The sequence below is a fragment of the Martinezella sp. CNPSo 3732 genome (assembly GCF_057784515.1).
The window spans coordinates 448905-464974 of sequence record NZ_JBXSOO010000002.1 but is presented as its reverse complement, the minus strand read 5'-3'; the positions used below and the strand labels follow the sequence as shown (position 1 = coordinate 464974).

Here is a 16070-nt window from a genome sequence, read left to right as displayed (position 1 = left end):
GGTCACTGGACGGCCCTTTTTTCCTGGTCTGAGGCATGGCTGCGCGCCAGACGCTCGACCACCTCGTCTCCGGCCGCGTCACCACTAGCATCATCACCATTGCGATTCATGACTCGATCACGCAAGCGGCTGACGACATCGCCCACGGTCGTGCCCTCGCCTACGCCGCTCAAAGGAATATCGAAGCCGGTTTTCTGCTGGAAGCTCATGCCGAGCTCCATGGCCATCAGGCTATCGAGGCCGATATCCTTCAAAACCTTGTCGGGCGTCACCGTGTCTTCCGTCACGCGCAGGATGGCAGCAATCTCCGCAGCGACGAGCGCATGCAGGACGGCCTGAGCCTCCTCTTCCGATTTCCCTTTGATCAGCTCCTTGAGATCGATGCCATCTCCCTCGTTCAGAGCCTGATGGCTGCCTGTATGCCGCATCAGCGGTTCGAACAGCGACCGGCCGGAGATTGGCAGCAGGCGAACGGCATTCCAATCGATCTCGGCGATCATGACTGCCGCCGCATCGACCGCGCCTCTGTGCGCCAGCATATAACGCTCGACCTGCTCCAGAGCGTCGCGCGCCTTCAGCGCTGCCTTACCGATGCGCTTGGAGAGGAGATCATTGACCTCGATATTGCGGGCAAGGAAGCCTTTGTCGGCAATGGCGCCGAAACCGACGGCGAGCGCGGGCTTGCCGGCAGCGCGGCGAGCCCGCGCCAGGCCCTCCAGGTAGCCGTTTGCCATCACATAATTCGCCTGGCCGGGATTGCCGAGCATGGTCGTTGCCGAGGAGAACAGCAGGAAAAGCTCCAGCTTGTCGTCCCGCGTCAGGTGATCCAGGTTTTCAGCGCCACGGATCTTGACCTCGAGAACGGGGCGATTGCGCTCCGGCGTCAGGTTGGCAAGCAGCGCGTCATCCAGAACCATGGCGGCATGAACGATACCCTTCAGCGCGCCTTCGGCGCGAAGCGAGGCAAGCAGCGTCTCGACCGCGACAGCATCGGTGACATCGCAGGCATGCAGCGTCGTCACGACACCGCGCCTGGCCCAATCGGCTATCGCCTTTTTCGTTTCCGCATCGGCAATGCCTCGGCGCGAGCACAGCGCTATGCGGCGCGCACCCCTGGAAACAAGCCAATCGGCGGCGGACAGGCCGAAGCCGCCAATGCCGCCCGCAACCAGGAAAACGCCCCTGGCATCGAAGCGCAGCGATTTCGCGGGCGCCCGCAGGACATTGTCGACACCCGCAACAGGTGGACGCACCACGATCTTGCCGATATGGCCGGCATTCTGCATCAGCCGGAAAGCGTTGCCGATCTCGTCATAAGCGAAGGCGCGATATGGTAAGGGCGTCAGCTTTTCCTCGGCGAAAAGCTGGCCGATCTCCCTGAAGATGCGCCGTGTCAGGTCGGGTACATTGACCAGAAGCTGATCGGCGTCGATACCAAAATAGCTGACATTGCGCCGGAATGGACGCAGGCCGATCTTACGATCGGCGTAATAGTCACGCTTGCCAAGCTCTAGGAAGCGGCCGAATGGCTTGACCAGCTCGATGCTTCGCTCCATCGCTTCCGAAAAGAGCGAATTGAGAACAAGATCGACACCCTCGCCGCCCGTAAGCCGCCGCACGCCGGAAACAAAATCCAGAGAGCGGGAATCAAGCACATGATCGGCGCCGAGCATTTCGAGGAAGCCACGCTTCTCGACCGTACCGGCGGTGGCGATCACCTTGGCACCCTTAAGCTTGGCAATCTGGAGCGCCGCCAGACCGACGCCGCCGGCAGCTCCATGAATTAGTATGGTTTCACCCGGCTGAATGCGCCCAAGCTCGACCATCGCATAATAGGCGGTCAGAAAAGCTACAGGCAGGGTTGCAGCCGCAACGGTGTCCATCCGTTCGGGGAGCTTCGTCACGCCATCGCGGTGAACACGCACATGGGTCGAGAACGCAGCAGGCCCGATCCCCATCACCTTGTCACCCGGCTTGAGATCGCCGACGGCATCGCCAACCGCAAGAATTCGTCCAGCAAATTCCATGCCGATCGTGGCACCGGCGAAGCCGTCTTCCAATGCTTCTTCGGGCAGAACGCCCATAGCCCACATGGCATCCCGGAAATTGAGGCCGGTGGCTTCGACGGAGACAACAACCTCGCCTTGGTCGGGCGCGGGAAGGCTCGTCTCCTCCCAGGCTACGCTATCCAGACGCCCGCTCACATGCTGGCGGATCGTTGCTGCCGTGAAATCACTGCCGCTCGCTTCGATGGCATCGAAGGGACCAGCCACAGCCCGGATTTCCCGGACCCTTCCGGTCACGCGATCCAGCAACCATTCCCTATTGTCCGTTTCCGCGACCATCAGGGTATCGATCACCGATAGCACTCGACTGCCAGACATATCGGCATCCAGCAGGTGCACGTCAAAGGCATCGTATTCATTCTGAAGGACGCGTCCGAAAGCCCACAGGCCGGCATTGGCACCATCGATAGAGCTAGCCGACAGCGGAGAGCCGCCGGGCGCCACGATGACGAGTCGAGGCCGTGTTCCATCGGCGTGCTGAGACAGCAGGTTCGCCAATTGCGTGAAGGCGGCGAGACGTGACAACGAGAGTTCCGCTGCATCGCCACGCTTCATATCCGCAAGATAAACGACGCGGCGCGTAGCCGGGTCAATGGCATCGAGAGCGTCGACAATATCCGGAGACGATGCGTCGAGATCGATGACCGTTATATTCCTGCCTAGCTTGCCGAGACCTTTCCTGCCCTGCTCCGACAAGATCAGGATCGGATCGACGGCTTCCACGACAATATCCTCTGCCGGCTGCCGCTCGGAGACGGCCGACACCGTAATCAGCGCGCCTTCGGAAAAGGTCTGTTCATGGATCAGAGGCTTGGCAAAGCCCAGAGTTCCGACGAGATCGGCAATCTGCTGGGGTGTACCGAGCCGTCCGACCGGAAATTCGGGCGACTGGCTATCGGCAAACCAGCCTGCGGAAAGGCCGAAGACGAAATCGTTGAAGGCGCTCGGCGCGCGATCGGCGAGCAGCAACTGCGCGCCGCTGGCGGCGACCGACCGAACCATCCGCTTGATATCATCATTGTGGCGCATCAAATGCTGGCTCTGATCGCCGGAGGCAATCACGATGTCGGCGACAGGGCGATCCTTCAGCCTGGTTGGATCGGCCACAATAACATGTACATCACGCTCGAAGGCGATCTCCAATGCTCGGCGGGCTTGCTCGCGCGGCTCGGCGATCACGAGACATGCGCCTGCGGCCGCAGCGATCGTTGCCAGCTTTCGACTGAAAGCAACCGATACCGAGCCGACCTCAAGAACGTGCCCGATCGCCCCGTCGTTGGCCTCGATGGAAGACGCCAATGCCTCCGCCAGCATCGAAAGCCGTCTCCGGCTCAAGGGAGAATGGACAAGCACATGCTCCAGCGTCGCCCCACCGGGCATATTTGCACCCTGGGCCGCAGGCTCACGCTCCAGCACATGCGGGCGTATCATCGTCAGATGCTCGAGCGTCTCGCGATAGGCGTCGCCAACGAGGACACTCTCGGCCACGCGCCCGGCGTCCTCGCGATAGATTTCCTGCACCAGCTCCCCCACCGGCGGCAGCGTCGGCTCCAGGGGTACATGCCACCTGCCGTCCCCCGTCTCCGCGATGCCGGCGTCCTCCAAAATGTAAAGGCAATTGACGAGGAAAGACCTGAACTCGGGATCACCGGGAAGGCCGGAGAATGCGACAGTACCGTTGCGGTCCGCAACCTTCAGCGCGATATCATGGCAGGCCCGATAGATCGCGGCGTCAAGAAGAAGACTTGCATTGTTGAGTGCACGGTTCCCATCGGAGGCGCCATGCGATGAAATCCACCGTGTACCGGCGCTAGGTCTGTCTCCGCGGGCGAAATGAGCTGAAGGCACTCCCTCATAATGAAAGGCGACGGAATCGAGCGTTGCCCTGCGGCGCAGCTGCGTGCGGCGGAAACGGCAATCGTCAAGAACGACGACCGGCCTGCCGTCTGCATCGAACAGAGTGAAACGGGCCTTGATTGAATTCGCGCTAAACCGCTCGATGTCGATAACGGCTTTGACGATCGGTCTTCCCTTGCCGAAAGCTCTCACTGTGCCGAAATGAACGGGAATATAGGGAGCACCGGTTTCGTCGCCGGAGAATTGATCAAACAATGCTACGAGGCCGTGAAACGCCGCATCGACCGACATCGGGTTGAGATTATAGCTGGCGAAGGGATGAGACGGCGGGGTAGCCGGCTTCAGATCCACTTCGATCGCATGATGACCAAAGGCCACGGCTTTCGACAGAAGCTGGAAATGCGGGCCATAATGCAATCCGAAACGTTCCGCCGTTTCGTAGGTCACATCGGAGGTCAACGTGGATTTGCGCTCTGTACCCGATCGCTCGAAGGGCTTGCCGTCCCCCTCGCCCGCCAGCGGCTTGCGGCAACGTCCAACTACGTGAACCGTCCATTCGTCATGGCTTAGGCGTTCGCGCGAACGGATCTCGATATCTCCGGTCTCCGGCGACAGGATCGTCGATAGCTCGACCATTCGATCCTGGGACAATTCGAGCGGCCGGATGATTTCGAGATTACCGATTTCAACCGCATCTGTCCCGTAATAGCGTTGCGCCGCCGTTACCGCGATCTCGACGAAGCCACTGCCCGGCATGATTGCCTTGCCGTCGACCACATGTTCCGCAAGATCGGGGAAGAGACGGGCGTCGAGATGGTTCTTCCAATTCGAACCATTGAGATCGGCGCGCCAACCGAGCAGCGTATATGGGCTCTTGCGATCCCGACCGAAGATATCGATCTCATCCGTCGTCGGAGGGGTGCGAAGCTCCACTGGCTCGAAAGGCAGAGACGGCAGTTTGACGAAGGCGTTACGGGTGGCGCTGCCGCGAGCACGCAGCGCAGGCGCTCCATTGGCGACTGCCCGCGCAAATGATTGCGAAACCGGATCATGGTCAGCGACGGGTGCCTCCCGTAGCAAGGTCGGTATCGCAATGACCTGAACCGATGCCTGTTTGGCGATCTCCGCCACATAGTTCGACAGGATCGGGCGCGGCGAAATCTCGATGAAGAGGTTGCATCCCATCGCCATCGCGGCCTGACAACCGGCCTTGAAGAGCACGGGATCGCGAACATTGCGCCACCAATATTGCGTATCCAGCAGGCGCCCGTCACGCAATTCACCTGTTACCGTCGAAATGAAAATCCCCGTGCCGCTATCCGGTGCGAGATCGGGCAAGTCCGCGAAAAAGGCCTCTTTGGCGCGGTCGATAATCGGATGATGGAACGGATAATTGATATCGAGAATATGCGCGACGATCTGGGATTTGCGCGCAGCGTCCCTGTAGACCTCTATCTCATCGGCCGGACCGGAGATCGTTACCGAATTCGGCGCGTTGATCGCCGCGATGCATATGTTGTCGAGACCTCTGGATTTCGCAAAGGCCAGCGCGGCATCCTCGCCTAGCACCACGGCGGCCATCTTGCCCTCGCCGGCGAGGAGATCCTGATGCAGCGAGCGCTTGGCGACGATGGCAACCGCTTCGGCAGCCGTCAACGCCTTGGCGGCATAAGCGGCGGCAATTTCGCCGACCGAATGGCCGAAGACCGCATCGGGCTTGACCCCCATGGACCACAGACAATCCGAAAGGGAAGCCTGGATGGCGAACAACAGCGGCTGCGCGATCTTTGTATCAGCCAAGCGCGCGGTAAGATCGGAAGCGACCAGGACATCGGTCAGCTTCTCTCCGAGATAATATTCAAAGAGCGCGCTGAAGGACTGGAAGCATTGCCGGAAATGGCGGTTTTCCTGATAGGCACCGACACCCATTCCCGCCCATTGTGAACCGTTGCCGGAAAAGACGAAAGCGATCTTGGCGGCCTGCGCCGGAGCCTCACCCGCCTCGCCGACCGAATTTTTGCCTGCGAGATGCGCATCGATCGCGGCAAGCACGGCCGCGCTGTCCCTCGCGCGGGCAGCAAAACGATGGCGCATGGGTTCGCGATTGGCCGCGGCGGAAGCAACGATCTGACGTGCTTCCTTGGGCTCGGCAGTTTCAAGACGGGTCCTGTATTCCTCGAGCAATGTCGAAAGAGCGGACGCAGTGTGAGCGCTGACGGCAAAAACAATCCCCTCGCCCCGGATTGGCGGCTCCGGCGGCGCAATCGGATCGGGATCGCTGATGACGACGTGAGCGTTCGTTCCGCCGAAACCGAAGGAATTGATCCCGGCAAAGCGCACCTGCTTGGCCGGAAGAAGCTCGATTGTCGATGTGTTGACCCTAACGTTCAGTCCCTCGAAGTCTATGGACTCGTTCGGATGATCGAAATGCAACGAGGCTGGCAGGAAATTATTTTCGAGCGCAATCACCCCCTTCAACAGCCCGAAAAGGCCGGATGCGGGTTCGGTATGGCCGATATTGGTCTTGATCGAGCCGATCGGCACCGGCGCCCGCCGATTGCGGCCTATGACTTCACCGATCGCCCATATTTCGGCGGGGTCGCCGACCTTTGTTCCCGTTCCATGCCCTTCGATGAAGGCGATGCGATTGACATCGATATTGCGGCCTTCATAGATCGACTGAAGCAAGGCGGCCTGCGCCTCGCGGGACGGCATGGAAATGCCGTTGGTGCGTCCCGAAGAATTGACGCCTACGGCATGTATCCTGGCATAGCTGCGGTCTTTCTCGCGCAGTGCAACGTCCGTCCGGCGCAATACGATCGCCGCGCCACCTTCTGCACGGACGTAACCGCGGCCGTTGTCGTCATAGGCACGGCAGAGCCCTTCCGGCGATAGCATGCGCGCCTGGGCGAAGCCCACGAAGGACATGGGGTTGAGTAGGATATTGATGCCGCCGACGATCGCCGTATCGATCTCGCCGTTCTCCAGCGCCTTCACTGCCTGATCGAGCGCGACCAGCGACGACGAACAGGCCGTGTCGATCGTCATGCTCGGTCCGCGCAATCCGAATATGTGGGAGATGCGGTTGGAAACGATGGAGAGCGTGTTGCCCGTCATGAAATACGGGCTGCCCGAGGCGGGGTCTTCCAGCGTCAGATTGCCATATTCAAGGGAGGATGCCCCGACATAGACGCCGACGCGCTGTCCCTCGAATCCATCGATGGGCAGGTTTGCATCTTCCAAAGCGCGCCAGACTATATTCAGCAGGATGCGCTGCTGCGGATCCATCTGCATCGCTTCGCGATGAGAAAGGCCGAAAACCGCGGGATCGAAGGCGTAGACATTATCGAAAACGCCAGCTGCAAAACTGTAAGTCTTCCCCTGAATACCAACAGCCGGATGCCAAAAGCGCGCGAGATCCCAGCGCTCCTCTGGTATGCGGCTTACCGTACAACGCCCCTCCTTGAGGACAAGCTGCAGTTCTTCAATCGAACTCGCCCCTGGGGCAACGCTTGCGCGTCCGATAATTTCAACTGTCATGTTCTCTCAGCAATACTCAAAGAAGGGCACCAAACTGGCCGAATTCAATATCAACTGCACACGTTATTATCTGTGGTTGTTATCGACAAAAAAATTGCGTGTGCAACCAATATGCGGCAGCGCAACAACCGATGCAATATGCGATCTCTTACACCCTTCAATCCAAATCGAAGATCGCAGCTATTGCTTGCGACGATTGTCGTGTTTTCGACAAGTCAGTTCGCGATGAATTTCCGTTGCCGACAAGGCACGATCCGTCACAATCATACAGATGTCGGCATCCGCCGACGAATAGGAGCGCAGGAGACCAGATGGAACCGCTGCCCTTCATTTTTCCAGGATTACTGTCCCAGATTCACCGCTGTTGCTGCTCCCTGGGACGCGATACCTAGCGGCGTACCGATAAGATTCAAGAACTTCCTAATGTCGACGGAAGGATGGCGCGACACGTAGATGACGTCGCGGCTCTTGACGGGGAAAGTCTGTCCCACGATCAGGCTGTCGGGATTGGACATATCGAACCGATAGACGATCGGATAGCGTCCCTTGGCATCCGGCACCATTCCCTTCCGCAGCAGGTCCTGGAAACGGGCGGGACCGAGCAGAATCTTGGCGATTTCAGGCTCTTCGTAGCGGAACAGGAAGAAGCCTTTGGCGTTGCTCGCATCGTCGATCGCGCCATGACCGAGGGCAACGGCCTCGAGCAGATTCAGATCGTTCGCGCCGAACTCGATACGGCCGTCTCCGCGAACAGAGCCGAGCAAGGTGAAGGTTCGCGGATCGCGGACGAGGAAAATCTGGTCGCCCGGCTGGACATAGATATCTTCAGAAGGATGCTCGATGATCGACTTCAGCAGAACCGTTCCGGTTCTACTGCCCCGAACCAGCGTAATATAGGTTTCGTAGGGCTGCGTCGCAGGCCCACCCGCCTTGGCGATGACTTCGGTGATTTTTTCCTTGGTCAGGTCCAACGGCACCATGGAAGGACGGCCAACCGCACCCGAAACGGTGACGCTCCGCGAGGGCGTGCCCATGCTTGTCACGATAACGTCAGGCTCGACGGCCTTGGTTGCCAGAGCCGCGAGGATTGCCTTGCGAGCCTGGTCAAGCGTCTTGCCGGCGAAGCGAACCGAGCCGGCATAAGGGATTGCCGCCGTGCCATCCGGCTGAACGACAATATCGAGCGATACCTGCTTCGATTGCGCCGTCGAAAACAGGCCATCGGCGCCAGCTTCGAAAATCGTGACCTTCAATGCATCGCCGACACCGATAACGACCGGACCGACGCCGCCGCCCATGCCAAAACGGCGATTGAGCGTGGAGGAAACATAATCGGAAACCAGACGCGCACTGCGGCTGTCGATGTCAACGATATCGAAGACGGCAGCATTTCTGCGGCCTAGTTCAACGCTGGATTGACCAGCGTCCTTTACAATGGCGCCAGCTAAAGGACCTTCGCTCGAGACGGAATTGCACCCCGCCAGAACCACGCAACAAAGTACGGCGCCAATACGAAACAATTGAAAACCTCAAACCAATTAGCTGCCGTGATTACCTGATGGCATACATCGACATGGAATGCATCAAATCTATCGACGCCTTGAAAAGCATAACGGGCACGCGTCAACAAGCCCAAACGCCGGGAATACAATCAAAAATATCAGGTGCGATCATCTGAACACACCCGGGTTTCAAGAAGCGCCCGATCAAATCGGATTTATATGGGGCAAAGGCAGTTAAAGCAATTTGCACGAGTATTATTTGGAATTTAAAATTAAAATTTTCTGAAAAATAAAAGGAAGCCGTTAAGCAAAGGCAATAGTAAAAAATCGCCCCGATCGCCGACATAAAGTTCCGCAGAATCGCACTTATGCCGCTTTTCATAAGATTGCTATTGCCTGTAAAAGAGTTGAGTCCTGATCCGCAACCCATGCAGAGATGACAGACCACAACAATCGGTACTTGCCGAATTTCTGCCTCCAGCGAGATAGCATCAATGGCTCCTCGAATCAGCCTCGGCAATGCTCGATTGTCCATCGGCACTTACAAATTCCGCCAACTCGCCGCAAGGCGACAGCGGTTTGGGAGCCGCGATGCGCCAATGCGAGAACGTCTCCGGATCGGCGGAATGCCGATTGAAATGAAGGTTATGTATTAATGCTTGGTTTTTCAAAGCGCTCCCAAAAGAAAGCATCGAAAAGTCCTCTGGAGATATTCGATCAGTACGAGCAAGGTAGGCCAGCGCACCAGAACGCCATCGATGCACTTCAAGGATGGAACTGTGCGTTTCCGCCGGCATTCGGTCTCAGCGCCGGCAACCTGCCCCTTTATGCCGACGATCGCATCGATTGGGCGTTGCACACATTCGGATCGATAGAAGGCAGGACCGTTCTCGAAGTCGGTCCGCTCGAGGGGATGCATACCCACATGCTGAATTGCCATCGCCCGGCACGGATCGATGCAATCGAAGCAAACCGGCTCTGTTTTTTAAGATGTCTGGTGACCAAGCAGATCCTGAACATAAATACCGCCTCTTTCATGCTCGGCGATATTCAGGCGTGGCTGGCGGAAGGCGAAGAAATCTACGATTTAGCGCTTGCATCGGGGGTTCTCTATCATATGGCCGACCCCGGTGAATTTCTTCGCTTGCTGGCAAAGCGATCCAGCGCGGTTTTCATCTGGACGCACTTCGTCCTAGAGGAGGCAATGCCAGAGGGCGACGTGCGGTGGCTGCCTTTCAGCGGTAAAGTGGAGACGAAACTGATAGACGGCATTGCGGTGCGCTATTACGAACGTAGCTATCACCATGCCAATGCCAATGCGTCTTTCTGCGGTGGCATGAAGGACCGGCACTTTTGGATGCACAGGGACGACATCTTGATGCTGCTGCGTACATTCGGCTTCAATGACGTTGTCATCCGAGATGAAAATCTGAGCCATCCAGGCGGCCCCAGCTTTTCGCTGCTGGCACGAAAAGCGCCCAGCAAGACCTGACGAGGTTCGAATGCCAAGGCCTGACATCCGCGATATCGATAGGCATCTTGACAGATATGATGCTATGCAGGGTGCAATAGCGTCATCCCATCGCCAATTTCGGCACTGTGCCGATCTGGTAAAAGCGCCGGAGAAACTCCGTGCTTTTTAACCTCGAATATGATCGCGGCAACGTTATCGAGGGCTATCTGATCCCCGATGGCTTCTCCGACAAACCACAGATCAGAATCTCGGACGCCGATGGCGATCTGATGATCTTGCCATGCGACCAGCTCAAACAGGCGGTCATCGACTCAGGACGGCACGAAGATGGCTATGTCGGCTTCAGGCTCGATACCACAATCATGCCGGACCTCATGGAACGTACGTCGCTGATGATCCATGACGCTAAATCCGGATTGTTAATCTATCGGCGACCGCAAGTATCGAACACGATTCCGTTAAAGATTGTAAGGCTAGAGACACAGCTGCTGCCAATGGTCAAATTCGACTACTATTGCGGGCGCAACTTTCAATATGAGCTTTCATCCGTCGAGCGCTTCGGTCACGAAACCACCCTGCAGGCCTTTCATCTAAACGCCATCCAGTCGATCTATCTTAGTGGCAGGCTATTGATGCGCAATTATGAAGAATTCCTCGACAAGGGATTCAAGGCCATCGTTCTGCTTACCGATCCCTATTACGAACTTGCTCTGCGGATATTCCTTCTGAAACGAATGGCGAAAACTCAGATTTCCTTTTTCGGCGATCGCGACAAGATCATCCTGGCGCCTGCTGCGGAGCATTTTGCCGAGGTAAGCCTCGAAAACGAAGCCTCTCTCAAGACAGCCCTGAAGAAAGCGCCTCAGAGTGTCAGAAATGTTCTGGTATCTCCGGTCACCCGGCAATTGGCCACGACCATACCGGAACAGACCGTGACACGCGGCGATGTTGCTACCGCGATCGATCTTCTCTCGCGCTTTGCCATTGTCGGTTTCGATACGGACAGTCTTTATTTTCAACAAGCGCTCAGCGAGCTCATCGGTATTTCGGTTGACGATTTTCCGTTGCCACCCAGACACAGCACCCTTGAAGACGTTGCAGCAAGGTTGCGTTCATTGCATATTGCCGAACTTATGCTCGAAGAGGATTTGATTTTCGACCACTATGTGCGTCAGGCGATGAAACCAACCGCGCCCGGACTGCCGGAAACGATTGCAAGCTGACATGCCGAAGACAGTCATTGAAGACGCGATAGTCCAGGACTCTCCGCGGGTAAAAACGAGCCGGCATATCCTGCCTTCGCTGTTTCGGCGCAGGCTGCCGGCGCAGCGTGCGCGTACCGATCTCGAGGACGTCGAATACATACCAGTGCATGACGGCAACGAGCCCGAAACACAGTCGGGCGGCAAGCCGCCGCTGAGACTCATCGGCTTTGTCCTGCTCGTTATTCTGCCTTTCCTGGCCAGCTCAGTATATTACGCCTTCATTGCCTCGAACCAATATGTGGCGGAAGCACGTTTTGCCGTTCGTGCCGTGTCGGGAGCAGGCGACACCAGCGATGCGGGTGATGCCGGCGGAGCCACCAGCGCTCTGAACATGCGCTCGGCTTCACAGGACGCTTATGTCGTCACCAGCTTCATCCACTCGACGGAAATTCTGAACCGGATCGGCAAGAAACTCGATTACCGGGCCATGTTTACCCGGCAGGATGCGGATTTCCTGTCGCGATTCAGCTCGGCGCGATCCGACGAAGAGTTCCTGAAGTACTGGAACGATCATGTCAGCGCCTATATAGACGTCACCTCCGGCATCATCACACTGAAGGTCAGGGCTTTCACGCCTGATGATTCCGTCAAGCTCGCGGACGCCATCATTGAGGAAAGCGAAAAGCTCATCAACGAGCTTTCCGAACGGGCGCGCAACGACATCGTGCAGAGCATGAAGGCCGACGTTCAGAAAAGCGGCAAGACCTATGGCGATACATTGATCGCCCTCAACCAGTTCCAAAATGCATCCGGCCTTCTGAGCCCGCAGACACAGGCGCAGAACAACGGCACGCTTCTGACCGGGCTGCTTGCGCAAAAGCTGGAATTCGAAACGCGCCTCTTCGTCATGCGACAGTCCAACGCCCAGAATTCTCCGACCTATCAGCAGCTCAATCTCGCCAAGGACAGCCTCGATGCGCAGATCGAAAAGATGAGATCGGAGTTGACAGGCCCTGAGAATGCGAGCCTTGCAAAGGCTCTGCTGGATTATTCCAGGCTTGAAACCGATCGTATGATCGCGGAAAAACTCTACGAAAGCGCGCAGAAGAACTATGACGCCGTACTTGCCGAAGCTCTGCGCAAGACTCTCTACCTCGCCGTTTTCGTCAAGCCGGTGCTGCCTGACGAATCGATATTTCCGCGTCGTGTCAGCACACCGCTGATCATATTGCTTGCGCTTGTTGTCGCCTGGGCGACGCTTTCTCTCATCTGGGCATCCGTCGAGGATCACCGGATATGAGCGGAAAAGCACCATGATCAGCTTCAAGAACGTCTCCAAATTCTTCAAGACACAAAGCGGCAAGAAGATCATCCTCGACCGGGTGCATTGCGAGTTCGAATCTGGCTATTCCTACGGCCTGCTTGGCGTGAACGGTGCCGGAAAATCGACGACGATCCGCATGATTGCAGGCACGATGCTGCCGAATTCGGGCAAGATCAGCAAGAATGTCCGGGTATCCTGGCCGCTGGGCCTCGGCAGCGGCTTCAATCCCTTCATGACGGGGCGAGCCAATGTTCATTTCGTTGCGCGCGCTTATGGTGAGGATGTCAGGCGCGTCTCCCGCTTTGTCGAAGAGTTCGCCGAGTTGGGAGACTACCTCGACGCCCCGGTGCGCACCTACTCCTCGGGCATGAGCGCGCGATTGGCATTTGGGCTTTCAATGGCGATCGAGTTCGAATGCTATCTGGTGGACGAGGTTCTTGCCGTTGGCGATGCGCGCTTCCAGGAGCGCTGCCGCATCGCATTCGAGAACAGACGCAAGAATTCCGATATCATCATGGTGTCCCATAGCATGAGTATGATTAATACACATTGCGACAGGGGTATTGTACTTGTCGATGGCAGACTTATCGTCTTCGATAAGGTAGAGCAGGCTATCGAAGCTTATTACAGATTGAATCGATAGAAGATCAGGGATCGACGGCAAGGCCCAATATGGCTCATGATACCGAAAACGCGCCAAAAGCGCTTCGGCTCAGCGCGACGGAGCATAGCCGGAACGTGGCCACGAATCTGTCGGTGACCGCGCGGAAACTGCGCTTCTCGACATCGAGGCGCAGCCAGCTGTTCAAGGCCGTCGGCCTGCGGCCGCGGCCGATGCAGCAGATCATCGGCAAAGTCATGCTGGCATCGACTTTTCTGCTGATAGTCGTGCCCAATGTCGCTTCGATCTACTATTTTACCTGTGTCGCGTCCGATCAGTATCAATCGGAAACGCGCTTTACTGTCCGCACCTCCACGCCCGCACTCGGCAGCAATCAGATTACCAAGGTGACCGGCCTGCCGCCGGCGCAGATCGTACAGAACACCTTGATCGTCACTAACTTCATCAAGAGCAAGGACATGGTTACCGCGCTCGAGGAAAGGGTCGACTTTCAAAAGATCTACGGCAGCGACTCGATCGATCGGATTGCGCGCCTGAAGAAGGATGCGAGCTCGGAAAAGCTGCTCGATTACTGGGAAGACATGGTTTCCGTCAAAATCGATGCGAATAGCGGCATCGTGACGGTCAAGGCGCGCGCTTTCACCGCGGCCGATGCCCAGAAGGTATTGCGCGAGGTCGTCGCCGCGTCCGAAGTCGTTGTCAACGACGTCAACACCCGCATCTGGCGCGATGTCATCTCAACCGCCCAGGCGAATCTCGACAATGCTAGGGATCAGCTGCAGAAAGCGCGGGATCAGCTTTTGATTGCTCGCAACCAGACAGGCGTCCTCAGCGTCGAGGGATCGTCGACCGTTATCACCAACTTGATCTCATCCGTGCAGAAGGAGAGGATAGAGCTTCAACAGAAATATGATGCGCTGCTTGGAACTGTCTCCGCCGATGCACCGCAGATGCGCGTGTTGAAACGCGAAATCGACAGCAGGCAGAAGCAGATCGATCAGCTCAACAGCCAAGTCGCAGGACAGAACAAGTCCGCGCAGAATCTTGCGGACGTTTCCGTGGACATGTCACAACGCGAACTGGAACAGAGCCTTGCCGAACAGCAATTCGCCACGAGCATGAAGACGCTCGAGCAGGTCAAGTTCGTCAGCAAGCAGCAGCTGCTCTACCTCGATACGTTCCTGGCGCCCAGCCTCCCCGACGAGGCCGAGTATCCGCAGCGGACACTCTGGATCGCCGGCATCTTTAGCGTGACAATGCTTGCCTGGGGCGCGGTTTTCGGCATCCTCGCAAATCTCCGAAGTCGTCTGGCGTAGTTGCACGAAGCCCCATGCAAATTTTGCGCGACATCGTCTATCAATTGCTTCCAAGACCACGGCCATCCAGTGCGTTGGCGGAAGATGGTGAGCGTGTTGCTCGGCGCCTGCTGATCTTGTCGCGCCATCCCAATCCGAGTTTCAGCTATTATCTTGCTGAGCGGGCCAAGACACTCGGCCACATTCCGGTCATCATGAAAGGCCTCGACGACCCCCTCGACGCTATCGATAGCGACGGGCTCTTCGTCATCATTTGCCGCTACATCAAGCAGCCGCAATTGCGCTGGCTGGAAGAAAGACGAGGCTCGCTTGCCGGGGTCGCCTATTTCGTCGATGACGACATTCCCGCGGTCGTGACAGGCAACGAGGCCGGTTGGCTCTATAAGTTCAGGCTGATCAAATTGGCCGTCCGCCCAATGCCGAGGGTCAATAGGCTTCTCACTCATGTCTGGACCTCGACCGAACCCCTGGCAAACGCGCTCGCGATGAGAAACCATCGGATCGATATCCTGCCCCCGCTTCCAACGGACGCAGCAGAAATCGTGGTCAATACCGGGGATGACGGAGGCGCGCGGCTGAGGATGGTCTATCATGCCACCGGCGTCCATCGCCGCGAACACGAGTTCCTCATGCCCATCGTCAAAGCCGCGATGGAGAAACACGGCAATCTGCATTTCGAGGTTTTTGCCGCCGGCGCTCTCGCCCGACGCTGGGCTTTGCAAGGGATCGATCCAGCAAGAATGACGATCATCCCGCCGCTTCCATGGCCGGCCTATCTCGCAAAGACAGCGCATCATCGAGCTGATATCGCTCTGGCCCCCCTTCTGTCCGGAAAGACGAATGCAAGCCGTTCGGATACCAAGCGGATCGACATCAGCCGCCTGCAGGCAGCCGCCATATTTTCCAGATGCCCGACTTTCGAGCGATGCGTCGTTGCCGGGGAACTTCACATCGGCAATACCGCCGACGAGTGGCTTGCCGCTATCGACCTGCTCATCGGCGACCGTGTGCTGCGGCTTTCTGCCCGCGATGCCACACGACATTCGATCGAGAAAATGCGGCTATATGCCAGTCCGACATTTCCAGGCATACGTTTTGAACCTCTCAGCGGCGCGGGCTAGGCCAGGAATTTCGCAGGCAATGCCTCTGCTCGCATGTGGAAGA

Annotated in this window: 9 protein-coding genes; 6 read left to right on the top strand and 3 right to left on the bottom strand. The window is 57.4% G+C overall.

Annotated features, from left to right (window positions below; genetic code table 11):
* Positions 1 to 2: 2 nt before the first annotated feature.
* From AC13RM_RS07080 to AC13RM_RS07070, 3 genes are all read right to left on the bottom strand, one after another.
* Positions 3 to 7463 carry a type I polyketide synthase gene (locus AC13RM_RS07080; protein ID WP_374816883.1) on the bottom strand — a complete coding sequence of 2487 codons (7461 nt, stop codon included), beginning with the start codon at positions 7461 to 7463 and terminating at the stop codon, positions 3 to 5.
* Between the two features lie 341 nt (positions 7464 to 7804).
* Complete coding sequence (locus AC13RM_RS07075) at positions 7805 to 8983, bottom strand: polysaccharide biosynthesis/export family protein (protein WP_113229652.1); 1179 nt, start codon at positions 8981 to 8983, stop codon at positions 7805 to 7807.
* 103 nt (positions 8984 to 9086) lie between these two features.
* The gene (locus AC13RM_RS07070; protein WP_162738097.1) at positions 9087 to 9506 is read right to left on the bottom strand and encodes a hypothetical protein; all 420 of its coding nucleotides are present in this window, start codon (positions 9504 to 9506) and stop codon (positions 9087 to 9089) included.
* Between the two features lie 114 nt (positions 9507 to 9620).
* Here AC13RM_RS07070 and AC13RM_RS07065 point away from each other — a divergent pair, with 114 nt between their 5' ends.
* From AC13RM_RS07065 to AC13RM_RS07040, 6 genes are all read left to right on the top strand, one after another.
* The gene (locus tag AC13RM_RS07065; protein ID WP_113229651.1) at positions 9621 to 10457 is read left to right on the top strand and encodes a class I SAM-dependent methyltransferase; all 837 of its coding nucleotides are present in this window, start codon (positions 9621 to 9623) and stop codon (positions 10455 to 10457) included.
* A gap of 251 nt (positions 10458 to 10708) precedes the next feature.
* Positions 10709 to 11662 (top strand): hypothetical protein, encoded by a 954-nt coding sequence (locus AC13RM_RS07060; RefSeq protein ID WP_440478849.1) that lies wholly within the window; start codon positions 10709 to 10711, stop codon positions 11660 to 11662.
* A gap of 1 nt (position 11663) precedes the next feature.
* A complete protein-coding gene (locus AC13RM_RS07055) occupies positions 11664 to 12944 on the top strand; it encodes a KpsE/RkpR family capsule polysaccharide export protein (protein ID WP_374816881.1) in 1281 nt (426 codons plus the stop codon).
* A gap of 13 nt (positions 12945 to 12957) precedes the next feature.
* Positions 12958 to 13611 (top strand): ABC transporter ATP-binding protein, encoded by a 654-nt coding sequence (locus AC13RM_RS07050; RefSeq protein ID WP_069616299.1) that lies wholly within the window; start codon positions 12958 to 12960, stop codon positions 13609 to 13611.
* Between the two features lie 95 nt (positions 13612 to 13706).
* A complete protein-coding gene (locus tag AC13RM_RS07045; RefSeq protein WP_374816880.1) occupies positions 13707 to 14906 on the top strand; it encodes a KpsE/RkpR family capsule polysaccharide export protein in 1200 nt (399 codons plus the stop codon).
* 14 nt (positions 14907 to 14920) lie between these two features.
* A complete protein-coding gene (locus tag AC13RM_RS07040; RefSeq protein WP_374816879.1) occupies positions 14921 to 16027 on the top strand; it encodes a hypothetical protein in 1107 nt (368 codons plus the stop codon).
* Positions 16028 to 16070 lie beyond the last annotated feature (43 nt).